Below are 22157 nucleotides of genomic sequence, written 5' to 3' on the forward strand. Positions count from 1 at the left end.
AGGTAATTGGAGAGGGAGAAGCAAAATGAGTATCTATGATTATCAAGTAAAAACAACAAATGATGAGACGGTTTCGTTGGAAGCGTATCGAGGAAAAGTGCTCTTGATCGTGAATACTGCAACTGGTTGTGGGTTTACACCTCAGTATGAAGGGTTGGAAAACTTATATAAAAAGTATCGTGAACAAGGCTTGGAGATTCTAGATTTTCCTTGTAATCAGTTTGGCCATCAAGCGCCTGGTACAGACCAAGAAATCAGTGACTTTTGTCAGTTGACGTATCAAACAACGTTTCAAACGTTTGGAAAAATCGATGTGAATGGCGAAAATGCTGATCCTTTGTATGATTTTTTAAAAGGTGAAAAAGGTGGTCTTTTAGGTGGCGCGATCAAGTGGAACTTTACTAAGTTTTTAGTGGATCGTGAAGGGAATGTGGTAAAACGTTTTGCGCCCACCGTTGAACCAGAGAAAATTGCTGGAGATATTGAAAAATTACTATAAGAAATACTTTTTTTATTCTTGATATCATGAATCATCTCACGATATAATGATCTTGCTAAGAAAAAATACAAAGAGTAATCCCCTGGATAGTGCGATATCCAGGGGATTTTTGTGGGCTAATGTCGCCATATCTACTGTTACTTCTGTATTTGTTATTCAGCCAATACTCAAATAATGAGATTAGGATCCCAACAAGAAGCGTACAGACAAGTGCTACAGATCTCCATCCAGTCGCAGGACTGTAAGATAGGCGATGTGCAAAGCTGAAAGTGAATTCATTTTTTTCTGATGTTTTAGCATGGAATAAATTGAAACCCCTTACTAGTATAAAGATTATATAAAGAACCAATCCCAACTTTAACACTATCTTTATATCAAATTTGATATCCTATTTTTATCAAATGAAGGAGAGGAATTTTGATGACGATTATTTCCGGAATTATTGCAGCATTACTGCTAATTTATTTATTCTATGAACTATTTTGGGGGGATCAACAGTGAGCGCTATTTTTATTCAACAAGCTATCTTTTTTATTGTATTGATCGGTTTAGCCGTTCCGCTAGGCTTTTATATTCATAAAGTGATGACAGGTCAAAAAACACTCCTGACCAGAATCATCAATCCAATTGAAAATACAATCTATCGTTTTTTAGGAACACCAGCTCAAAAAGAAATGAATGCAAAACAATATAGTTTTAGCGTATTATTTTTTAGTTTATTTTCTCTGTTATTACTTATGGCAATGATGTTGGGACAACAGTTTTTACCGCTAAATCCAGAAAAACTTCCTGGTACCAGCTTTTCCTTGGCGTTTAACACGGCTGCAAGTTTTGTGACGAATACGAACTGGCAGGCATACGCTGGAGAGGATACATTGTCGATCTTTACGCAAGCTTTCGGGCTGACTGTTCAAAACTTTGTATCAGCGGCGGTCGGAATTGCTGTGTTGTTTGTTTTATTAAGAGGCTTTACGAATCGAACAACAAAATATATTGGGAACTTTTGGCAAGATTTAACAAGAATCACCTTATACGTTTTGTTGCCACTTTCTTTTATTGTTTCATTGATCTTGATTTCTCAAGGTGTCGTTCAAACATTTGCTGGTTCAGTTGAAACGACAAGTTTAGAGTTAGGACAAAAAATCTTCTTACCTTTAGGAACAGTTGCCAGCCAAGTTGCGATCAAACAATTAGGAACTAACGGCGGCGGTTTTTATGGTGGGAACTCTACGTACCCTTTTGAAAATCCCAATTTGATCAGTAATTTTGTGGAAAATATTTCGATTTTACTGATTCCAGCTGCTTTGATCGTCGCATTTGGCTTGTACGTTAAAGAGTGGAAACAAGGCAGAACGATCATGATCGTGTCGCTCGGTTTTTTAATTGCTGCAATGATTGGTGTGACATTAAGCGAATATTATGGTCCACAGTTTAGTCATGTGCTTGGACAAATGAACTTAGAAGGAAAAGAAATGCGTTTTGGTGTTGGTTGGTCTAGTCTTTGGGCGGTTAGTACAACAGCTGCTTCTAATGGTTCGATCAATGCCATGTTAGATAGTTTTATGCCATTAGGTGGATTGATTCCGATGTTTTTGATGCAATTAGGAGAGATTATTTTTGGTGGTACAGGAAGTGGCTTATATGGAATGATTGCTTTTATCTTATTAGCAATATTTATTGCAGGTTTACTAGTTGGACGTACGCCAGAATACCTTGGGAAAAAAATCGAGCCTTTTGATATGAAGATGGTTTGTTTAGTCATTTTAACGCCGCTTCTTTTAACACTGTTAGGTACAATGTTATTCATCTTAAATCCGCAAGCAATGAGTTGGTTGACGAATTCAGGACCGCATGCTTTTTCAGAAGTTCTCTATGGTTTTTCTTCTCTAGCCAATAACAACGGGAGTGCTTTTGCAGGATTGACGGCAGATACAACATTCTTGAATATTCTAGGTGGTATGATCATGATTTTTTCTCGGTTTATTCCAATGCTTGCAATCATTTATCTTGCGGCTAATTTAGGGAAAAAGAAAATCGTAGCAACTGGCTCAGGTACACTTTCAACAACCAATGCAACATTTGTGACAATGCTGATCATTGTGATTTTAGTTATTGGGGCATTAAGCTTCTTACCAGCAATGGCATTGGGGCCAATTGCGGAACATTTCATTACAAAATAAGTAAAAGAAGGGGATTCTTTTGAAAAATACGCAAAATAAGCGCAATGTTTATATGGATGCTTTTAAATCTTCTTTTAAAAAACTTGCGCCAAACATTCAAGTTAAAAATCCAGTGATGCTGGTGGTTTATACAGGAGCGATCTTAACAACGATTCTTTATGTTCTAACATTTTTTGGCCATACAGATGCAAACCCGTTTTTTATTTTAGCGATTGCCATTATTTTATGGCTGACGATTCTATTCGCCAACTTTGCTGAAGCAATTGCTGAAGGGCGAGGAAAGGCTCAAGCTGAAAGTTTAAAACAGGCTAAAAAAGATGTTACAGCACATAAAGTGGATTCTTTAGAGGATGCAAAAAATCAAAAATTCACCCAAATCAAATCGTCTGAACTGAAAAAAGGTGATCTTGTCTATGTGGCTGTTAATGAACAAATCCCGATGGATGGTGATGTGATCGATGGGGCAGCATCTGTAGATGAAAGTGCGATCACAGGGGAATCAGCACCAGTGATTCGTGAATCAGGTGGAGACCGCAGTGCCGTAACGGGAGGAACAACAGTAGTTTCGGATTACCTCGTGATTAAAGTTACCGCTGAAAATGGTGAATCCTTCTTAGATAAAATGATTTCAATGGTGGAAGGAACAGAACGGAAGAAAACACCAAATGAAATCGGCTTACAAATTATTTTGATTATGTTAACGATTATTTTCTTAGTCGTTTCGGCAACATTACTACCATTCACGAAATTCTCAAGCGAATTAGTAGGAACAGGCTCAGCTTTATCTTTAACGGTAATTATTGCTTTACTCGTTTGTTTAGCACCTACTACGATTGGGGCATTGGTCTCTTCTATCGGGATAGCTGGAATGAGTCGTTTGAATAAAGAAAACGTTATTGCCATGAGCGGACGTGCAATCGAAGCTGCCGGTGACGTTGATATTTTGTTATTGGATAAAACAGGAACGATAACTTTAGGAAATCGCCGCGCTAGCGAATTTATCCCAGTGACTGGTATTAAAGAATATGACTTAGCGGATGCAGCGCAACTGTCTTCTTTAGCGGATGAGACAGCTGAGGGACGAAGTATTGTAATCTTAGCGAAAGATAAATTTGATATCCGTGGTCGGGAACTCAATGACGTCGAAGTCGAGTTCATTGAATTTACAGCCAAAACAAGAATGAGCGGTATCAATTATCAAGGAGATGAAATCCGTAAAGGTGCTGCAGATACAATGAAGAATTATGTAGAAGCAAACGGTAGTATATATCCTGAAGAGTGTGACTTGATTGTTCAACGAGTAGCCAATGAAGGTGGAACACCATTAGTAGTGGTTAAAAATAACCAAGTTTTCGGTGTGATCTACTTAAAAGATATCGTGAAGAATGGTGTCAAAGAAAAATTTGATGATATGCGTAAAATGGGTATCAAAACCATTATGATCACTGGAGATAATCCGATGACGGCAGCCGCGATCGCTGCTGAAGCTGGCGTGGATGATTTCTTAGCAGAAGCAACGCCAGAAAATAAAATGAGCTTGATTCGTGAGTATCAAGAAAAAGGACACCTTGTGGCAATGACAGGAGACGGCACTAATGATGCGCCAGCCTTAGCTCAAGCAGATGTAGCCGTGGCAATGAATACAGGTACACAAGCAGCCAAAGAAGCAGGGAATATGATCGATTTAGATTCTAGTCCAACTAAATTAATCAGCATTGTAAAAATTGGTAAACAATTATTGATGACACGCGGTGCTTTAACTACATTTAGTATCGCCAACGATATTGCAAAATACTTTGCGATCATCCCGGTGTTGTTTTTCAGTATTTATCCTGCACTAGATGCGTTGAACATTATGAGATTGACTAGCCCGACTACTGCAATTTTGTCAGCGATCATCTATAATGCGTTTATTATTGTAGCCTTGATTCCATTGGCATTAAAAGGTGTATCATATAAGGAAAAACCAGCTAGTCAGATTTTACGCCACAATTTATTGGTTTATGGATTGGGTGGTGTCGTGGCACCATTTATCGCAATCAAATTGATCGATATTTTCTTGACATTGATTTTGTATTAAGTACGTTGAAATATGTCAAAAAATATAGGATTTACTAGAAAAACGATGGGTCATTACACTTTTAGATTAGGAGAGAAAAATAGTGAAAAAAATTATGATTGCATCATTAAAAAGTATTTTAGTATTCACTTTACTGTGCGGTGTAGTTTATACAGTTGCAGTCACTCTTGTTGGTCAAGTTGTCTTTTCAGCTCAAGCCAACGGTAGTTTAGTCAAAAAACAAGAAGCTGGGAAAACTGTAGTGATTGGATCTAAATTGATTGGTCAATCATTTGTTGGAGACGGATATCTTCATGGACGCCCAAGTGAAGTGAGTCAATTATCACCTGTTTCAAAAGAACAAAAAGAACGAGTTGAAAAACGAGTCGAAAAAATCGCTGCAACAGATATTCCCGTTGATTTAGTGACTGCTTCAGCTAGTGGTGTCGATCCTGAAATTTCAGTTGAAGGGGCGCTTTTTCAAAGCGAACGAATCGCTGCTGCCAGAAATATGAAAAAAGAGGATGTCCATGCTATAATCAAACAAAACATCATCGGCATGAAAATTGGTGGAATCACGTCGCAACGTGTGAATGTTTTAGGTGTTAATCACATGCTAGATGAGTCTGAATAAACGGTGGAATCAAATAAACTCCTTCTTAATGCTGTAAAACACAATGAGGTACGAGTTGATGCTTTCTTTTCAAAGGCTCAGAGCAGATAAACAGTGTTGCACAGTGCTTAATTGGTTCTTGGAGTTAAAATTTTCTGCCTCAACCTAGGAATAAAGGATGGAACGACAAGTGGAAGAAGAACGTTTAGATCCAGAACAACTTTTAGCAAAATGGAAGAAGAACGAACAAAGCCTGAGGTCTGGTAGACTGAAGGTTTTCTTCGGTTATGCGGCAGGTGTGGGGAAAACTTACGCAATGCTCAAAGAAGCGCATGAACAACAAGCAGAAGGAAAAAATGTGTTGATTGGTTATGTGGAGCCACATGCACGTCCAGAAACACAGACCTTAGTGAATGGGTTACCGACTCTATCCACCAAAACATATGAGTATAAAGGGATTCAGATCAATGAATTTGATGTGGATGCGGCACTAAAAGAAAAACCAGATATTATTTTAGTTGATGAATTAGCCCATACAAATGCTATTGGTGCTAGAAATAGAAAAAGATATCAAGATATTGAAGAACTATTGAAAGCTGGCATTGATGTTTATACAACGGTCAATGTGCAACATATCGAAAGTTTGAATGATGTTGTTGAGCAAGTGACAGGTATCCATATTTCAGAAACAGTTCCGGATACATTTTTTGAAACAAGTTCGCTAAAAGTCGTTGATATTGAAACGGATGAGTTATTGGATCGATTGAAGCAAGGAAAGATTTACCATTCTGAAAATGCTAGAAAAGCGATGGCAAACTTCTTTACCTCCGACAATTTAACGTTATTAAGAGGGCTTGCCATTCGTAAAGCTTCAGATCATATCAATACGACAAATCAACAGGAAACGCAAAAAAGTACAGGGATCCATTCCAAATTACTAACGATTATTGATGAAAAAAATCCGGATATGACCAAAAAATGTTTGCGTTGGACTGCTCGTTTAGCTCAAGCTTTAGGGGCAGAATGGATCGCATTAGAAATTTTGGAAGACACATCGGAGCATACCGAATCTGAAAATTCGAAGTTAGCAACAAAATTAGGTGGCGAAGTGGTTACTTTAGAGAGTGACAATCAACGAGAAACGATAATTCAGTATGTGAAAATGCGAGGCGTTACGGATTTAGTCATGGGTAAAATCATCAAACGGTCTCGCTTTCTTCGTTTGTATCGCCCTGATTTAGAAGACGAGCTAGTCGCGTTCATTCCAGATGTAGATATTCATTTAGTTCCTTATCAATCTAGTAAGTACTTATTGAATAAATACGCTACAAAGAAAAAGAATCTGAAAAGCATCTTCACTTGGCAAGATTTTTACATGACATGTGGACTACTTACTGTGGCAACGATTCTTTCTGAGTTTGGCTCTTACTTTCATATTGGTGATCAAAATTTGATCTTGATCTATATTCTTTTTGTGTTGCTAGTTGCTCGATTAACGACTGGGTATCTTTGGGCAGCACTGGCATCGATTGCCAGTGTCTTGATGTTTAACTGGTTTTTTGTTGAACCGTTATATTCGTTAACCGTATATAAACAAGGATATCCAGTTACGTTGATCTTTATGCTGTTAGTCGCGTTATTAGTGAGTAATTTAATGATGCAGATCAAAAAACAAGCATTTTATGCCATGAAACGAGAGCATCAATTAGAAATTCTATATGAGCTGAATAAAAAGTACTTAGTTACCCATGACCAAAAGGAAATTTTAGCAACGACTGCTGAATATCTCTCGAATATGCTAGACCGAGAAGTTGTATTATATGGCGAGGAAGAACTTAAAAATCCGACAGGAGCGCCAATCAAAGGACCACTTAGAAGCTTAGAAGAATTGGCTGTTGCCAATTGGGTCTTTGTTAATCAAAAAGAAGCTGGTTATGGAACAGACACACTGATGGGGGCAAAAGCGCTATACTTACCTGTTTTATCAAATGGTGTAACTTTAGCTGTTATTGGGATTGAAAAAAGCAAAGAAGATCCAATTACAGATGAAATCATTACCTTTATCGAATTGATTTCTACACAACTTTCATTAGCAATCGAGCAAAATAACTTAACCTTAGAACGACAACAAATTTTATTTGAAAACGAAAAAGAGCGGATGCGTGGTAATTTATTACGAGCTATTTCTCACGATCTTAGAACTCCATTAACAGGGATTTCTGGTTCTGTAGAAACAGTTTTAGATGACCACGAAGCAACTAAATTACCGGAAGAAACGAAAAGAAAACTGCTTGTAGGTATCAAAGAGGATGCAGATTGGCTGATTCGTATGGTGGAAAATTTACTGTCGATCACTCGGATCAATGAAGAAACAATGAAAGTTGCCAAAAGCAAAGAGGCAGCTGAAGAAGTTGTTTCATCAGCCATTCAGCGTATCAAAAAAAGTTATCCAGAAAGCGAAATCAGTGTTACACTTCCAGACGAATTTATTCTGGTTCCGATGGATTCGATTTTGATTGAGCAAGTCTTATTCAATTTGATGGAAAATGCAATTCGCCACTCTAATTGTCACTCACCAATCTTTGTGAGCGTTACAGCTACTGCTAAAGAGGTTACATTTGAAGTCGCTGATCAAGGGAAAGGTTTAACTGGGGAGCAAATCAAATTGTTGTTTGATGGCATGAGTAAACAAAATACACCAGTTGATTCTAAAAGTGGTATGGGGATTGGATTGTCTATCGTTAAAACAATCATCATGGCGCATGATGGAACGCTTAATGCAGGAAATCGACCACAAGGTGGGGCGGTCTTTACCTTTACCTTACCGCTAGAGAGAAAGGAGCAAAAGTGATGGCAACGATTTTGATTATTGAAGATGACGATGTAATCGCAGAATTTATGGGTGCTGTTTTAGAAAAAGAGAAACACACAATTCACATAGCTCACTCGGCATTAGAAGGACTATCAACTTTTCGCATGTGGTCCGTGGACCTGATTTTGCTTGATTTAGGTTTGCCAGATCAAGATGGAATTGAAGTATTAAAGAAAATTCGTGAAACATCCCCTGTGCCAGTGATCATTATTTCTGCTCGTGATCATGAAAATAATAAAGTTGAAGCGTTAGATTTAGGGGCAGATGACTATATTACGAAACCCTTTGGCACACCAGAATTGCTTGCTAGAATCAGAACAGCATTAAGACATGCTGTAAATGGAGCCAAGTTAAGTGAAGCAAAGAAAATTATCAATGGTGAATTATGCATTGATATCGAACATCATACAGTGAGTAAAGGCGGACAAGTGATTCATTTAACACCGAACGAATATAAGATCATTCAAGTTCTTGCTGAAAATGTCGGCAAAGTGTTGACCCATACCTATATTTCTCAAAAAGTTTGGGGACCTTATAGCAATGAAAGCCAAACGTTGAGAGTAAATATGTCCAATATTCGTAAAAAAATCGAAGATAATCCAGTCGAACCAGACTATATTTTAACTGAGATCGGGATTGGTTATCGCATGTTGGAGAAATAAAGAAGTACATCATTCTTGAAAAGAGGGGCAAAAATGAAGATATTGACAGCGATTGATTCTATGAAAGGCTCTTTAAGTAGTATTGAAGCGAATCAAATCATTGCGGATATTTTTACGAAAGAAGGTCATCAAGTCCAGCAAGTCGCGATAGCCGATGGCGGCGAAGGAACGGTTGATGCTGTTGTAAAAAATAATAATGGTCAAAAAATTGCTGCGCACGTTCAAGCATTAGATGGAAAAAAGATCATTGCTCATTTTGGTTGGTTTGAAACTGAGAAATTAGCGGTAATCGAATCAGCAGCAGCTTCAGGTATTCAATTTTTAAATGGAACAGTGAGGACACATCCTAAAAATACTTCCTCATATGGTACTGGTCAGTTGATCTTAGCTGCAATTGATCACGGTGCCCAAACAATTATTATTGGTTTGGGCGGAACCGGAACAGTTGATGGCGGTATTGGGTTATTGAATGCATTAGGGATCGAATTTTATGATAAAGATCAGCAAAAATTATCAGCTAAAGGCAGTAATTTGGCCAACATTCACAGTTTCTCAAAAAAACGATTGGACCCTAGAATCGCGAAGATCAACTTTCAAATCGCAGCGGATGTCAAAAGCCCATTAACAGGAGCAACTGGAGCTGTAAAAATGTTTGGGCAACAAAAAGGTATTAGTCAATCAGAGTTAACCGACTATGAATTAGCCATGAAATACTACCAAAGGCTTGTAATCAAAGAGGAACATTCAGTACCTGGAGATGGTGCAGCTGGAGGATTAGGTTTTGCCATCAGAACATTTTTGCATGGGACTTCCCGTTCCGGTTTTGAGTTTATTTCAGAGCAAACAGATTTAGAAAACTTGATCCAACAAGTTGATTTAGTAGTTACTGGTGAAGGGAAAATGGATAAGCAAAGTCTACAAGGAAAAGTACCTGTAGGCATTGGCAGAATAGCTAAGAAATATGGTGTACCTGTTATTGCTTTTGCAGGGACGTTCTCAGGAGATGAGACTCAGTTTCAAGAGGAAGGTATTTCGGTAATCATTCCAATAATCGACCAAATTACGACATTAGAAGAAGCGATGAATGGTGCAAGAGAAAATTTAAGACGTGCTTCAAAGCGTACGATTCGTTTAGTAACATTATTCAATTAATAAAAAAACAAGATTATCTGGTTAGAAAACCAAGTAATCTTGTTTTTTTATTGTAAGCGGATTATTAACTTAAGTCTAATAAATAGATAGGTCTTAAGTACCATGACAATCAGTGTGAATTCCTTCAAAATGAATAAGTGTAGAAGGGAGTAAAATGAAAATAGGGTTGTAAATAATTATATAACGAAAAATAAGTGAATAGAATCAGTGGAGGGGAAAACATGTCTGTAATTGAAGCAAGAAATATAAAGAAAAGTTATGGCCGTAATGAATCGAAATTTGATGCATTAAAAGGTGTTGATCTAAAAATAGAAGAAGGTGAATCCGTTGCGATCATCGGAAAAAGTGGATCGGGTAAATCAACGTTCATGCATATTTTGGCCTTATTAGATAAACCAACTTCTGGAGAAATTTTATTAAATAATCAAGATGTAACGAGCATCGGTAAAAAAGAACTAGACAAAACAAGAAACAAACAATTCGGTTTTGTGTTTCAGCAATTTTTCATGAACTCTAAAGATACAGTATTAAATAATGTCATGTTGCCGCTAAAAATCGGTGGAATTTCAAATGGTAAACGTAAAGAAATGGCACTTGAAGCACTAAAAGCAGTTGAATTAGAGGATAAAGTCAATAATAAAGCCAATAACCTATCAGGTGGCCAAAAACAACGTGTTTGTATTGCACGTGCATTAGTCAATAACCCTAAGATTATTTTTGCGGATGAACCGACAGGAAACTTAGATTCCACAACGGGTGAGAAGATTGAGCAGCTGCTATTTGATTTGAACAAAGAAAAAGGGATCACACTGATTATCGTCACTCATGATTCAGAACTTGCGGCACGTTGTGATCGACAAATCCATGTGCGTGACGGATTAATTGTGGGAGGGGATGAGTAGATGAAATTTAGTGATATTTTAAAATCAGCCAGTTCAAATTTAATGCGCAATAAAGGGCGGACGATTTTAACCATCGTAGCCATTTTTATAGGAGCATTTACCATTTCATTGACAACAGGAGTGAATATTGGTGTTAATGATTACATCGATAAACAAGTGGGAAGCGTCGGTGGACAAAATCAAATCATGATCCAGCCAAAAATGACTGGAGGACCTAGTGAAGATGGTGAACCACAAAAATATGATGAGAACAAAAAAACAAGCTCAATGCAGCAACAAGAAGCGTTAGATAGTAAAGACCTTGATAGAATCAAAGAAATCAAAGGAATCAAAAACGCGGAAGCAATGAAATCCGTTTCAACAAGTTATATTTCTGGAAAGAACAATGAAAAATATGTCTTTTCAGGAATGCCGATGGTGGAAGAATTGAATGTAGATCTTGAAGCAGGTAAAAATCTTGATCAAAATAGTTCAGAATTCCAAATCAATTTAGCACCAGAATATGTGAAATCTTTAGGCTATAAATCAAGTGAAGAAGCAATTGGTAAGACAGTCAAAATCGCAGCACCTTCTACCGCTACTGGAGAAGAAAAAGTAGTGGAAGCGACTATCGTTGGCGTAAGAAATACAAGCTTGATCCAAGGTGGAATGTCTTTATTGAATCGTTCTCTTGTTGATGAAATCTCAAAAATCAACGAAGCAGGTTTACCAGAAACGATGACTGGACAATATGGATTGATCATGGGTGAAATGAGCAAAGATGTGACAAAATCAGAAATTGCAGATGTAAAAGAACGTTTAGATAAAGCAGGCTATATGGGGCAAACGGTTGAAGATCAAATCGGCATGATCCGAAACGTAATCAATGCAATCACAGGCGTCTTAACAATGTTTGGTGCCATTGCATTATTAGCCGCAAGTTTCGGAATCATCAACACATTGTATATGTCAGTACAAGAACGTACAAGAGAAATCGGCTTAATGAAAGCAATGGGACTTAGCAGTGGTAAAGTCTTTACGATTTTCAGTGTGGAAGCGGCGTTGATTGGATTTTTAGGTTCTCTTTTAGGTATTTTAGGAGCTGTCGGTGCAGGTGCGTTGATCAATCAAATCGCAGCTGATTCATTCTTGGAATCATTGACAGGCTTTACCTTGATTCAATTTTCAGCTTCTTCCTCTGCTGTAATCATTTTGGTAATTATGGGAATCGCATTCCTTGCAGGAACATTGCCAGCACGTAGAGCAGCGAAATTAGATCCGATTGAATCATTACGTTATGAATAAGCGTTAAACTATAAGAACAAAGCAATTTTGCTTTGTTCTTATTTTTTGTAAGCATATTTTTTACCTAAATAAAAAATAAGGAGTATACTAAGTTCACATTTTGTTTAAAAGACGGAGGAATCATAAATATGAAAGCAGTAGTTATCAATCAATATGGCAGTAAGGAAGAATTAACTGAACAAGACGTTACTTTACCTGAATTAAAAGGAAACCAAGTACTCGTAAAAGAACATGCAACATCCATCAATCCAATCGACTGGAAATTAAGAGAAGGCTATTTAAAACAAATGTTTGACTGGCCGTTTCCTATTATTTTAGGCTGGGACGTGGCTGGTGTCATAACAGCAGTTGGTAGTGACGTAACTGACTGGAAAGTTGGAGATAAAGTTTTCGCTCGTCCAGAAACAACTCGTTTTGGTACGTATGCAGAAGAAACTATCGTGGATGTTAATCTATTAGCGAAAATCCCTGAAAATGTTTCTTTTGAAGAAGCAGCGGCTGTTCCTTTGGCTGGTTTAACTGCTTTACAAGCACTATTTGACCATGGAAAACTTCAAAAAGGTGAAAAAGTATTGATCCATGCTGGAGCTGGCGGCGTAGGAACTTATGCAATTCAACTAGCAAAACAAGCGGGTGCTTATGTCATCACGACAGCGAGTGAAAAAAATCATGAGCTACTTAAAAAACTAGGGGCAGATGAAGTAATCGATTATCATACAACTAATTTTGCAGATGTTCTAACAGATATTGATCTAGTATTTGATACGATGGGCGGAGACGTTCAAAAAGCAAGCTTCTCTGTTCTAAAACCAAATACTGGACGTTTGATTTCAATCGTTGGTATTGCAGATGAAGAGTTGGCGAAAGAAAAAAATATTAAAGCCGAAAGTATCTGGCTTCAAACAAACGGAAAACAATTACAAGAAATTGCAGATCTAATGGCTTCAGGCAAAGTAATTTCAGTGGTTGGAGAAGTTTTTCCTTTCTCTAGACAAGGTGTTTACGATGCCCATGCATTAAGTGAAACTCACCATGCTGTAGGTAAAATCGTCATCAAAATGGCTGACTAAATAAATAGGAGGCCGAGACAAAAGCGTTTAGCTCCGAGAAATAAGAGGGAATTCACGAAAATTGCTTTTTCAAATTTTTGTGAATTTCAGCTTATTTACGAAGGAGCTGCTTTTTTCTCGCCGTTTATTCGGACTTAGAGCGCGAAACAAAACTGTTCTTTAGTTTTGTCCCACGCTCCTATTCGTTTGTTTTTCCCGCTCTAAAGCGGATCAGTTCTATTAATCCAGGCAATTCTCGTTGGATGTGGTCTTGATTTAAAACATATGTCTTAGTTGTCCCAATTTTGATTTCTTGAATCAGTTGAGCGTCCTTAAGCAATTTTATGTGGTGAGATAAGGTGGATTTTACAATATTGTATTTTTCTGAAGTAATCCGTTTTTCACCATCAAGTAATAAGCAAGTAAGGATATTCAAACGAATGGGATCGCTGACTGCTTGCAACGCTTGAAGAACAGGGTCGTTGTTGTTATCGGTCATTTTATTTTTCATAAACAGATTATAACATAAACATTCTACTTTACATATTGCTTAGGTAGTGATATATTTTTAATGTTCGAAAATAATCGAACGAAAAGAAAGATGAGGGATATTATGGAAAACACATATAAAGAAAATAATTTTGACACGATCATGAAAGGCAGAAGATCGATTCGCAATTACGATCCAACAGTTAAAATTAGTCGTGAAGAGATGGAGCAAATCATCAACGATACTGTTAAAGCACCATCTTCAGTGAATATGCAACCTTGGCGCTTTACAGTTGTCGAAAGTGATGAAGGAAAAGCAGCGTTAGCACCTCTTGTTCGTTTTAATAAATTACAAAATGAAACGTCTGCTGCGATGATCGTGATTTTTGGTGATTTAAATAGCTTTGAACATGCTGAAAAAATTTACGGTACGGCTGTTGAACAAAACCTAATGCCTCCAGAAGTGAAAGAGCGTCAATTAGAAGCATTGAGTCCTTTGTTTGAGCATATGCCCACAGAAGATAAAAAAGAAATGGCCATTATCGACGGAGCCTTAGCTGCAATGAATTTAATGTTAGTTGCTCGTGCTTATGGTTATGATACCAATCCTATCGGCGGCTTTGAACGCGAAAAAATTGCTGAAGCGCTAGACATGGATAAAGAACGTTATTATCCAGTGATGATCGTTTCAATTGGTAAAGCAAATGAAGAGGGGTACCCTTCATATCGATTACCAGCAGCTGATATCACAACGTGGAAATAGGGGGAGAAGACCATGCATATTGTTCCTTTAGTTTTAGCTGTGATCGTTGCAGTTGAACATTATTACATTTTATATTTAGAAATGTTTCAAACGGCATCTCCTGCAGCACAACGTAGCTTTGGTTTGGATAAAGAATTTTTGGATGATCCAAGAGTTCAAACGCTATTCAAAAATCAAGGACTATATAACGGCTTTTTAGCTACAGGAATTTTATGGGGTGCTTTTTTTGCAGCAAATAGTTGGAGTGTGGTAACATTTTTCATCATTTGTGTAGTTGTTGCTGCCGTGTATGGTGGACTGACTTCATCCAAATCAATTTTGATAAAACAAGGGTTGCCAGCAATTATTACGTTAGTAATGTTATTTATTTTTAGATAAAGAGAGAAAAGTTTGAGACAAGAACCTCCTTGTCTTAGGCTTTTTTTAATTTCAAAAAAACTTATAAAAAGTAAGTCAAATCTCTTTACTTACTTTTAGTAAGACGATATACTAAGAAAGTAATCTAAAAACTAATTCGAATCGAAAAGGAGCAATACACATGACAGAATTTATTCAAGCATTAAAAAAACGCCGTTCAATCTACTCTTTAGGAGATAACTTACCACAATCACAAGAAGAAATCACAGCTTTAGTGAAAGAGATCGTTAGAGAAAGTCCAACATCTTTTAACTCACAAACACAACGTGTGGTTTTCTTATTCGGCGACGCACACAAAAAATTATGGTCAATGACAGAAGAAGCATTGAAACCTTTAACACCTGCAGAAGCTTTCCCAAATACACAAGCGAAATTACAAAGTTTTGCAGCAGGATATGGAACATTGCTTTTCTTTGAAGATATGGATATTGTTAAAAACTTACAAGAACAATTTGCCTTATATGCAGATAACTTCCCAGTTTGGTCAGAGCAAGCAAGTGGTTTAACACAAGCAAATGTTTGGACTGCTTTGGCTCAAGAAAACATTGGTGCAAACTTACAACATTACAACCCAGTAATCGATGAAGCAGTTGCGAAAGAATGGTCTATTCCAAGCCAATGGAAATTAAGAGCACAACTTGTTTTCGGTTCAATCGAAGCAGAAGCTGGCGAAAAAGAATACATGGAAGATAGCGCACGTTTCCTAGAATTTAACTAATAACGAGCAAATGGAGGAGAAATGTATGGTGTATACATTACCTAAAGAAACAATCGCAAAACAAGTAAAATTAAAAGTAGAGAATCTGGATGAAATGACAGAATTTTATACACAAATGATTGGACTTGTCTTACTAAAAAAAGAAGAAAATACAGCTTTCTTAGGTGCACAACAGTCTTCTGAAGCAATCCTAATTTTGGAAGAACTTGTTGATCCTGTGGTGAAATACAATACAACAGGCTTGTATCACACAGCGTTTCTCTTACCTACTCGTAAAGATTTAGGCAATACCTTGTTATGGCTGATGCAAAACAAAATTGAAATTGGCGCTGCTGATCATGGTTACAGCGAAGCTATCTATCTAACGGATCCAGAAGGTAATGGTATCGAAATCTATTGGGATAAACCGATGTCTGAATGGGATATTCGAGCAGACGGAGAAATCATTGGTGTGACGGAAGAGTTGGATGGAGATGGCGTTGTCTCAGAAGCGGATGGAACGTGGTTAGGTATGGCACTAGGCTCAAGAATCGGTCATGTACATTTACAAGTCGCGGATTTAGAAGAAACAGAGAAGTTTTATGAACAGCTTGGTTTTTCCTTGAAGTCTAATTTGGGCGGTAGAGCTAAATTTTTTGCGGCAGGGGAATATCATCATCATATTGGGACGAATACTTGGAATAGCCGAAATGCAGACTTGATTGGTGAAAATCAGTTGGGGTTGGCTTGGTATACATTTCAGTTGCCGTCTAAAGAGGTATTTGAGTTGTTTGTTAAGCAGCTTGATGAAGCCGCTGTTGAGTATGTGAATGAAAATGAACAAATTACGATTCAAGATCCAAACGGGATGCAGATTAAGTTTGGGTATTGAGTTGGATAAGTCAACTTCTTAAAGGAGGTTGGCTTTTTTTTTGATTTTGTAAAGTAGTGATTTGTTTGTTTAGGGATAAGGGGGAGATATTAAAAATGACGGTTTTTGGGAAGGAGAATTTTAATGGTTCATGAACTAAAAATTGTGCCTGAATATTTTCAGGACATACGAACTGACTTGCGAAAAAAGTGGGTACGTTTAACTAGGTATTGAAAATACTTCAAAACCCATATATTTATAAATCAATTGGAAAGGATAGAATTATCCTTTCAATGTAACATTATAGTATAGTCAAAAGTGATCTCATACAGCTGCTACGAGATTACTTTTGTGTTGTAAATTTTAAATGAAAATAAGGTCAGAGCTATTTTACTTTGACCCAGAACACTTATAATTTTCTTTTTTCTTTTTCTTTCTCTTTCTTATCAATAACTGATGTTTTTTAGGAAATATTACTTCAAGATCATTGCTTTTATCTAAAAAAACCAAATCATTGTTTTCTTTTTGAATTTGAACGGGTGTGGCATTTTTATTTGCTGGTTCTGGTGTTGGTGCTGGAGAATTGTAGTCGTTATTCATATCATGACCTCCTGTTTTTTTTATATGATTTTATATCACAAATTCTTGTTAAAATAAAGTTATACATTATGATGAATATAATTTAAAGAGGCGTATACAATGATTGTCGTGCATGCTATTATAAATACATAAAATAAATTAACAAAGGAGATGTTTAGTTTTAAAAAAGTTTTGTATGTTTTTACTAGTGTAATGTTTATGTCTGTTGGTGTAGTATTGTTATCAAATGATTCTTATGCAGCGGATATCAGTAACATGAGAGATGGGGAAATCATTGTAAATGATGGTAAAGGGAATGTGATTGAAGGAATTGAAGTAATTCTGGAGTCAGAAGACTACCCACTTCAAAATGAATTGTTACAAAGTCGCGCTGTTGGCCATATGGTTTATCGTAATATTAAAGTCGTTCAAAACAATGGAACAGGTATTTTTGCTGGACCAATGTATTATTCTAAAAAAGAACCAGGATATACAACGCCATTTACAGGAACTTTATATCGAGAAAGTGCTTGGAGTCAAAACAACGGTTCTTGTACTGTCTACTATGCTAGATTTTCTGGAACAGTTGCAGCATACTTAGGCTAATATTCTTACAACTTAGTGGAGGTGTACCATGAAAAATAGATTGTATGTACTTTTTCTTTTGATTAGTTTAACTACACTTTATGGTTGTACACAAAATAATAATAAAGAAACATCAAAATCTATTGATAGTACAACGCCAAGTGGTATGATATTTTTGAGCTCAGAAGAAATTTTTGATGGAGATTCAAGCGAATATTTTACTAAGGACTATACAAATTATAAAGAAATACCAGAAGAGATTTCAGAAAAAGGAAAATCAATGAAACTATACGTTGTAACAAAGTATGAAAATAAAAAAAGATACACTGCTTACTACAAATGATGTTTAAGTGAAAAAAACTAGGTGTTGTTTTAAATAATTAACTGGAGTTTTACAAACTATAATCAAATTTTGAAAAATTGAAGTGAAAAGAGAATCTGACACAAGCACGTTGAGTCAGGTTTTCTTAAATATAAAGTCCTAATGAAAGTTATTATTTCTTTTAACGCTTTAAATATAACTAATAATTAAAAATAGATTTCAATGCTGTTTCTATTCACTTATTATTATTTATAGTACAAATTGTACTGATAATAAATATAAGGAAAATTAATGTATAAAAAATTTATTTTAGAGTTAGCAATTTGTTGTTCAATCAGATTTGGAGCAAACGTAGTTTACGCGAATGAGGTTGTTAGTGAAGTTGATTATGGTATGGATATGACACTTGGTGAAATTGAAGATGTTTTAGTGACATATTTAAGAGAGCGAGGGTTAAACTACTTACTTCATTCTAAAGATTTTTCCGACTATCTATATGATCAATTAACTAGTTCAAGTGAACAGGAGCTAACTAAATTAAACAAAATATGATAATATATTTAGAAACACTTCCTGCGGAAGAAGGGGAAGTCTCAACGATTGAAGAGTCGTCTGATATGACGTTAGCTGATGTTAAAAAAATTGTTGATGAAGAAAACTTAGAGGCTTCACAAACAGCTTCTGAACAAGAAAATAGTGTGCCAATAATTTCACCTTGTAGAGTCTGGTCAAATAACCATGTCACTAATTATGGAGGTGGAGATTGTACAAATTTCGCTTCACAAGCACTTAGAACTAGAGGAGCTAAAGGTGGAGTAACAGGTTATCTAGGTTATATTGACCGGTCAAGTAAAAGAACTAGTCAAGGATTAAAATATTCTGCTGCTTGGATAAATACAGATGTGTTCAGACAATACTGGGAAGTAAAAGGGCGTAGTGTACGAAGATATTCAAAAGCTGTAGTCGAAAATGAGTATAAAGAGTTTTTGACTGTAGGTAGACCTGTAATTTTAACTTTTTATCAAGAGATCTCTGATAGAGTTCTTAAAGACTATTCCGAGGACTATAAAAAAGATTTAATTGTTCTAAGTTCCGATATTAGAACTAAATTATTTTCAGGCTCACTATCGCCATCATCACTTTATAAAGATAGTAAAGAAATCATTTTAGGATTAAACTTAACTTTAAGTAAATGATACGAGAAAGAAGGATTAAAATGAAATTTAAACAAAAAACAATATTGTTTTTGTCTTTGTGCGTAGTTATAGTGAGCGCTTCCGGATGCAAGAATTTAAATAATAAAGTAACAGATAGTACTATTGACAAATCAGACTTAGTCTTACCTCAAGACACACAAAAAGAAGGAGATGTTATTTCTCCTTCTTCGAAATAATACATTTATTATGCAATCATCGAGTAAATATAAGTAGTTAAACTATGCCTGTAAGCGTTCGCGTGTCTTTGAGCTATGGTTTTGTTACCAATAACATGAAAACCGCAGCTTTTACATTTATAGCCATAGGTAACACCAGCTGCAGCCTCCACAGTGTTGTTTTCGGTGGGAATAATTGGTGCAAGCAAAACAAGTGACAAAGCAACAAAATAAAACATACCTTTAAATTTCTTCATAATAATAAACCCCTTTCATTTTTTTATATCGTACCATATGATCGTTTATATATCAATATGTTTATTAAATATTACCTTGTTTTAAAAGACTATAGTATTAGAATAATTCTGACGCAAACTGATTGTGCCAGATTTTTTCAACATAGGTTTCCCAAAAACAGTCATTTTTAGGTCAAGAAGGATAATTCCCATTTATCCTTTAATATTTTAATTTTACCTTCCCAAAACTTACAACATATTCAATGTGTCAATAACTCCCGTTTATGATGTAATTTTAGTGGGAGTGATGACATGAAATACACTTATGGTTATACACGAGTAAGTACAAAGTCTCAAGAACTAAATCGGCAACTTGATATTTTAGAAAAATACAATTGTGATGAGATTTTGACTGAAAAAATTAATGGGACAAAAGCAAGTCGACCGCAACTAGACAAATTAAAAGAATCTGTTCGAGAAGGTGATACTGTAGCGGTAGAAAGTTGGAGCAGACTCGGACGTAGTACCAAAGATCTTTTGGAATTAGTTGATTTCTTTTCTGAGAAGAACGTACAAGTGATCAGTGACAAAGAAAAATTTGATACGTCAACACCACAGGGTAAAGTGATGTTAACTGTATTTCAAGCTTTTGCAGAATTTGAGAGGGACTTGATAGTTGAGCGTACTAGAGAAGGACTTAAAAGTGCAAGAGCAAGAGGACGTGTTGGTGGACGTCCCAAAGTGTCAGATAAAAAAATTCAGCAAGCTATTAGTCTATATGATACAAAACAGTATTCAGGAAAAGAAATACATGAAATGACAGGAATTTCTTCTTCTACTTTGTATAGATACCTTGAAAAAAGAAAATACAGTAATTAGAGAGAGGCTCTAAGAGCGTTTGTGCTATTTACTTTGGGTAGTTTTTTCACAAAATAGAAAGATTGAGGAATAGGAGATTAGACATGTTAAGTAATAAGTTAGGTATTACAAATCAAGTTGAACTTGCAAGAGTTGAAGAAAAAATAAGTAAGTCAAACGCAAAGAAATTATACGATACTGGTGATATAAATAAGTTGGAAGTGGGAACATACAAAGGACTAGCAGATATTCATAGGTATCTATTTTCGGATATATATGAATTTGCAGGGAAAATTAGAACCGCCAATATTGCTAAAGGAAACTTTAGATTTGCACCAGTTATGTATTTAGAAGTTTCTCTACATCAAATTGATCAAATGTCACAATCGACTATTGATGAAATTATCGCAAAATACGTTGAGATGAATATCGCTCATCCTTTCCGCGAGAGGAATGGTCGTAGTACAAGAATATGGTTAGATTTGATCCTTAAGAAAGAACTCAAAAAAGTTGTTGATTGGAACTTGATTAATAAAGAAGATTATCTTTCTGCTATGGAACGTAGCCCTGTAAACGATTTGGAGATAGCTCATTTACTAAAGAAATCTTTGATCTCTTTAGTAAATGATCGAGAAGTATACATGAAAGGTATCGATGTTAGCTATTATTATGAGGGATACACTGAATACAATATAGAAGATTTATGATGAAATAACTCTTTGGTCAGTCAAAAACGATCAGAAAGGATGATTGAATGATAAGGTTGTACCGTGGATAGTAGTAATTGTATTGCTTTTTATATTTATTAAACTGTTATCTGTTAGTTGGTTCTATTATGTTGTGTATGCTCTATTAGGAACATTTACAGTGGGTGTAAAAACATTAGCATTATTGGCAAAAAGAAAAAAGTGATTCCTAAAAACGATTAATAGTAAGAAAAATAATTTGAGAAAAGCTTTATTAGTAATTGATAGTCAAAGTAAAACAAGTAAATCACTGTATGATAAAGAACGATTTTTGAGAAGTGTTTGTCCCAACCTTCTCGTTTGTGCATATCGATAATCAAAAAGAAATTAATCTGTAGTTTGTAAATTAAAAAAATGATTGAATAAATACTGTGACAACAGACATTCAAGGACTCTAAATGAACTAACTGAAATTTGCATTTAAAAGAATCAGTTAATAAGGTGTTGAATGTGTTTTAGACTAAAAGCTTCCAAAAAATAATCTAGGAGGTTTAGAATGAATAAGAAAGCTAAAAAATTGGTCCATGAATTGTATAATACCATAGGCGACAAACAAGGGAAAAGTTATTTAGAACTAAAAGAAGTGTTGTTAAAAGTCTATAAAAAGTTGGACAAAGAAACGAATGATGATTTTTTGATATCTAGGCTTATTAACTATATTTATTTCAAAAATTAATTGGAAAGAGTCCAAATACTGAATGCAGTTATTCTAATTATACCATTATTGTTAATAAGGTTTTTACTATTAGCTATTATTAGTCCGACAGCTATAAAAGAAACAGCAAGATTTGCGCCACTTGTAGGAAGAGAAAGAACATTTTATTACATTTATCAACTGACAACGATTATACTTAACGTATATTCACTATTCTTTCTTGGCTGTGTGTTCATCACCCAGTCACTATGCTTCTTTATGTTTCACTAGAAATAGGTGAACTGATTTGACGTCC

General features: G+C 35.8%; 26 protein-coding genes. 23 read left to right on the forward strand and 3 right to left on the reverse strand.

The features are described from left to right. Positions 1-25 precede the first annotated feature (25 nt). The 11 genes from I583_RS01190 to I583_RS01235 all read left to right on the forward strand — a co-directional run bounded on the left by I583_RS01190 (position 26) and on the right by I583_RS01235 (position 13293). The gene (locus I583_RS01190; RefSeq protein WP_010762719.1) at positions 26-499 is read left to right on the forward strand and encodes a glutathione peroxidase; all 474 of its coding nucleotides are present in this window, start codon (positions 26-28) and stop codon (positions 497-499) included. Positions 500-919: 420 nt separating this feature from the next. After that, positions 920-1000 carry a K(+)-transporting ATPase subunit F gene (kdpF, locus tag I583_RS17105; RefSeq protein WP_069635352.1) on the forward strand — a complete coding sequence of 27 codons (81 nt, stop codon included), beginning with the start codon at positions 920-922 and terminating at the stop codon, positions 998-1000. Further along, complete coding sequence (kdpA, locus tag I583_RS01195) at positions 997-2679, forward strand: potassium-transporting ATPase subunit KdpA (RefSeq protein WP_010762720.1); 1683 nt, start codon at positions 997-999, stop codon at positions 2677-2679. Before kdpF ends, kdpA begins: the two co-directional genes overlap by 4 nt. A gap of 19 nt (positions 2680-2698) precedes the next feature. Next, positions 2699-4759, forward strand: coding sequence for a potassium-transporting ATPase subunit KdpB (gene kdpB / locus I583_RS01200; protein ID WP_010762721.1), 2061 nt, complete (start codon positions 2699-2701; stop codon positions 4757-4759). 82 nt (positions 4760-4841) lie between these two features. After that, entirely contained in the window at positions 4842-5372 is a 531-nt protein-coding gene (locus I583_RS01205) for a potassium-transporting ATPase subunit C (protein WP_010762722.1), read from the forward strand. A 157-nt stretch (positions 5373-5529) separates the two neighbouring features. After that, positions 5530-8202 carry a sensor histidine kinase gene (locus I583_RS01210; protein ID WP_010762723.1) on the forward strand — a complete coding sequence of 891 codons (2673 nt, stop codon included), beginning with the start codon at positions 5530-5532 and terminating at the stop codon, positions 8200-8202. Then, complete coding sequence (locus I583_RS01215) at positions 8202-8885, forward strand: response regulator transcription factor (protein WP_010762724.1); 684 nt, start codon at positions 8202-8204, stop codon at positions 8883-8885. The genes I583_RS01210 and I583_RS01215 overlap by 1 nt, the downstream gene beginning before the upstream one ends. Before the next feature lie 33 nt (positions 8886-8918). Then, positions 8919-10037, forward strand: coding sequence for a glycerate kinase (locus tag I583_RS01220; protein ID WP_010762725.1), 1119 nt, complete (start codon positions 8919-8921; stop codon positions 10035-10037). A 221-nt stretch (positions 10038-10258) separates the two neighbouring features. Beyond that, positions 10259-10939 carry an ABC transporter ATP-binding protein gene (locus I583_RS01225; protein ID WP_010762726.1) on the forward strand — a complete coding sequence of 227 codons (681 nt, stop codon included), beginning with the start codon at positions 10259-10261 and terminating at the stop codon, positions 10937-10939. After that, entirely contained in the window at positions 10940-12223 is a 1284-nt protein-coding gene (locus tag I583_RS01230; RefSeq protein WP_010762727.1) for an ABC transporter permease, read from the forward strand. A 128-nt stretch (positions 12224-12351) separates the two neighbouring features. Further along, on the forward strand, positions 12352-13293 hold the full coding sequence (locus I583_RS01235) for an NADP-dependent oxidoreductase (protein WP_010762728.1): 942 nt from the start codon (positions 12352-12354) through the stop codon (positions 13291-13293). A gap of 178 nt (positions 13294-13471) precedes the next feature. Here the strand turns inward: I583_RS01235 and I583_RS01240 are convergent, their stop codons facing one another. Continuing rightward, on the reverse strand, positions 13472-13771 hold the full coding sequence (locus I583_RS01240) for an ArsR/SmtB family transcription factor (RefSeq protein WP_244264856.1): 300 nt from the start codon (positions 13769-13771) through the stop codon (positions 13472-13474). 114 nt (positions 13772-13885) lie between these two features. Between I583_RS01240 and I583_RS01245 the strand changes: the two genes are divergently transcribed. From I583_RS01245 to I583_RS01260, 4 genes are all read left to right on the forward strand, one after another. Then, complete coding sequence (locus tag I583_RS01245) at positions 13886-14524, forward strand: nitroreductase family protein (RefSeq protein ID WP_010762730.1); 639 nt, start codon at positions 13886-13888, stop codon at positions 14522-14524. Between the two features lie 12 nt (positions 14525-14536). Continuing rightward, the gene (locus tag I583_RS01250) at positions 14537-14902 is read left to right on the forward strand and encodes a DUF1304 domain-containing protein (protein ID WP_010762731.1); all 366 of its coding nucleotides are present in this window, start codon (positions 14537-14539) and stop codon (positions 14900-14902) included. A 160-nt stretch (positions 14903-15062) separates the two neighbouring features. Beyond that, positions 15063-15659, forward strand: coding sequence for a nitroreductase family protein (locus tag I583_RS01255; RefSeq protein WP_010762732.1), 597 nt, complete (start codon positions 15063-15065; stop codon positions 15657-15659). 25 nt (positions 15660-15684) lie between these two features. After that, positions 15685-16530, forward strand: coding sequence for a VOC family protein (locus I583_RS01260; RefSeq protein ID WP_010762733.1), 846 nt, complete (start codon positions 15685-15687; stop codon positions 16528-16530). Positions 16531-16899: 369 nt separating this feature from the next. Here I583_RS01260 and I583_RS01265 read toward each other — a convergent pair whose 3' ends face one another. Then, entirely contained in the window at positions 16900-17109 is a 210-nt protein-coding gene (locus tag I583_RS01265) for a hypothetical protein (protein ID WP_010762734.1), read from the reverse strand. Between the two features lie 198 nt (positions 17110-17307). Here I583_RS01265 and I583_RS01270 point away from each other — a divergent pair, with 198 nt between their 5' ends. From I583_RS01270 to I583_RS16715, 5 genes are all read left to right on the forward strand, one after another. After that, a complete protein-coding gene (locus I583_RS01270) occupies positions 17308-17694 on the forward strand; it encodes a hypothetical protein (protein WP_143140005.1) in 387 nt (128 codons plus the stop codon). A gap of 28 nt (positions 17695-17722) precedes the next feature. Then, on the forward strand, positions 17723-18016 hold the full coding sequence (locus I583_RS01275; protein ID WP_010762736.1) for a hypothetical protein: 294 nt from the start codon (positions 17723-17725) through the stop codon (positions 18014-18016). Positions 18017-18286: 270 nt separating this feature from the next. Next, positions 18287-18547 carry a hypothetical protein gene (locus I583_RS01280; protein ID WP_010762737.1) on the forward strand — a complete coding sequence of 87 codons (261 nt, stop codon included), beginning with the start codon at positions 18287-18289 and terminating at the stop codon, positions 18545-18547. Between the two features lie 65 nt (positions 18548-18612). Then, a complete protein-coding gene (locus tag I583_RS01285; protein ID WP_167584558.1) occupies positions 18613-19191 on the forward strand; it encodes an amidase domain-containing protein in 579 nt (192 codons plus the stop codon). A 20-nt stretch (positions 19192-19211) separates the two neighbouring features. Continuing rightward, a complete protein-coding gene (locus I583_RS16715; protein WP_010762739.1) occupies positions 19212-19388 on the forward strand; it encodes a hypothetical protein in 177 nt (58 codons plus the stop codon). A gap of 8 nt (positions 19389-19396) precedes the next feature. Here the strand turns inward: I583_RS16715 and I583_RS01290 are convergent, their stop codons facing one another. Further along, entirely contained in the window at positions 19397-19624 is a 228-nt protein-coding gene (locus I583_RS01290) for a hypothetical protein (protein WP_010762740.1), read from the reverse strand. Between the two features lie 291 nt (positions 19625-19915). On the opposite strand from I583_RS01290, the gene I583_RS01295 reads away from it, so the two are divergent. The 3 genes from I583_RS01295 to I583_RS01305 all read left to right on the forward strand — a co-directional run bounded on the left by I583_RS01295 (position 19916) and on the right by I583_RS01305 (position 21883). Then, complete coding sequence (locus tag I583_RS01295; protein ID WP_010762741.1) at positions 19916-20482, forward strand: recombinase family protein; 567 nt, start codon at positions 19916-19918, stop codon at positions 20480-20482. Between the two features lie 83 nt (positions 20483-20565). Next, positions 20566-21168 carry a protein adenylyltransferase Fic gene (fic, locus tag I583_RS01300; RefSeq protein ID WP_010762742.1) on the forward strand — a complete coding sequence of 201 codons (603 nt, stop codon included), beginning with the start codon at positions 20566-20568 and terminating at the stop codon, positions 21166-21168. Positions 21169-21703: 535 nt separating this feature from the next. Next, a complete protein-coding gene (locus I583_RS01305) occupies positions 21704-21883 on the forward strand; it encodes a bacteriocin immunity protein (RefSeq protein WP_010762743.1) in 180 nt (59 codons plus the stop codon). Positions 21884-22157: the final 274 nt, after the last annotated feature.

Source organism: Enterococcus haemoperoxidus ATCC BAA-382 (genome assembly GCF_000407165.1).
Classification (GTDB): domain Bacteria; phylum Bacillota; class Bacilli; order Lactobacillales; family Enterococcaceae; genus Enterococcus_L; species Enterococcus_L haemoperoxidus.

Coding starts and splice junctions, on each gene's coding strand:
- I583_RS01190 (WP_010762719.1), top strand. CDS start 26: ATGAGTATCTATGATTATCAAGTAAAAACAACAAATGATGAGACGGTT.
- kdpF (WP_069635352.1), top strand. CDS start 920: ATGACGATTATTTCCGGAATTATTGCAGCATTACTGCTAATTTATTTA.
- I583_RS01210 (WP_010762723.1), top strand. CDS start 5,530: ATGGAACGACAAGTGGAAGAAGAACGTTTAGATCCAGAACAACTTTTA.
- I583_RS01215 (WP_010762724.1), top strand. CDS start 8,202: ATGGCAACGATTTTGATTATTGAAGATGACGATGTAATCGCAGAATTT.
- I583_RS01220 (WP_010762725.1), top strand. CDS start 8,919: ATGAAGATATTGACAGCGATTGATTCTATGAAAGGCTCTTTAAGTAGT.
- I583_RS01225 (WP_010762726.1), top strand. CDS start 10,259: ATGTCTGTAATTGAAGCAAGAAATATAAAGAAAAGTTATGGCCGTAAT.
- I583_RS01230 (WP_010762727.1), top strand. CDS start 10,940: ATGAAATTTAGTGATATTTTAAAATCAGCCAGTTCAAATTTAATGCGC.
- I583_RS01235 (WP_010762728.1), top strand. CDS start 12,352: ATGAAAGCAGTAGTTATCAATCAATATGGCAGTAAGGAAGAATTAACT.
- I583_RS01240 (WP_244264856.1), bottom strand. CDS start 13,771: ATGACCGATAACAACAACGACCCTGTTCTTCAAGCGTTGCAAGCAGTC.
- I583_RS01245 (WP_010762730.1), top strand. CDS start 13,886: ATGGAAAACACATATAAAGAAAATAATTTTGACACGATCATGAAAGGC.
- I583_RS01250 (WP_010762731.1), top strand. CDS start 14,537: ATGCATATTGTTCCTTTAGTTTTAGCTGTGATCGTTGCAGTTGAACAT.
- I583_RS01255 (WP_010762732.1), top strand. CDS start 15,063: ATGACAGAATTTATTCAAGCATTAAAAAAACGCCGTTCAATCTACTCT.
- I583_RS01260 (WP_010762733.1), top strand. CDS start 15,685: ATGGTGTATACATTACCTAAAGAAACAATCGCAAAACAAGTAAAATTA.
- I583_RS01265 (WP_010762734.1), bottom strand. CDS start 17,109: ATGAATAACGACTACAATTCTCCAGCACCAACACCAGAACCAGCAAAT.
- I583_RS01270 (WP_143140005.1), top strand. CDS start 17,308: ATGTCTGTTGGTGTAGTATTGTTATCAAATGATTCTTATGCAGCGGAT.
- I583_RS01275 (WP_010762736.1), top strand. CDS start 17,723: ATGAAAAATAGATTGTATGTACTTTTTCTTTTGATTAGTTTAACTACA.
- I583_RS01280 (WP_010762737.1), top strand. CDS start 18,287: ATGTATAAAAAATTTATTTTAGAGTTAGCAATTTGTTGTTCAATCAGA.
- I583_RS01285 (WP_167584558.1), top strand. CDS start 18,613: ATGACGTTAGCTGATGTTAAAAAAATTGTTGATGAAGAAAACTTAGAG.
- I583_RS16715 (WP_010762739.1), top strand. CDS start 19,212: ATGAAATTTAAACAAAAAACAATATTGTTTTTGTCTTTGTGCGTAGTT.
- I583_RS01290 (WP_010762740.1), bottom strand. CDS start 19,624: ATGAAGAAATTTAAAGGTATGTTTTATTTTGTTGCTTTGTCACTTGTT.
- I583_RS01295 (WP_010762741.1), top strand. CDS start 19,916: ATGAAATACACTTATGGTTATACACGAGTAAGTACAAAGTCTCAAGAA.
- fic (WP_010762742.1), top strand. CDS start 20,566: ATGTTAAGTAATAAGTTAGGTATTACAAATCAAGTTGAACTTGCAAGA.
- I583_RS01305 (WP_010762743.1), top strand. CDS start 21,704: ATGAATAAGAAAGCTAAAAAATTGGTCCATGAATTGTATAATACCATA.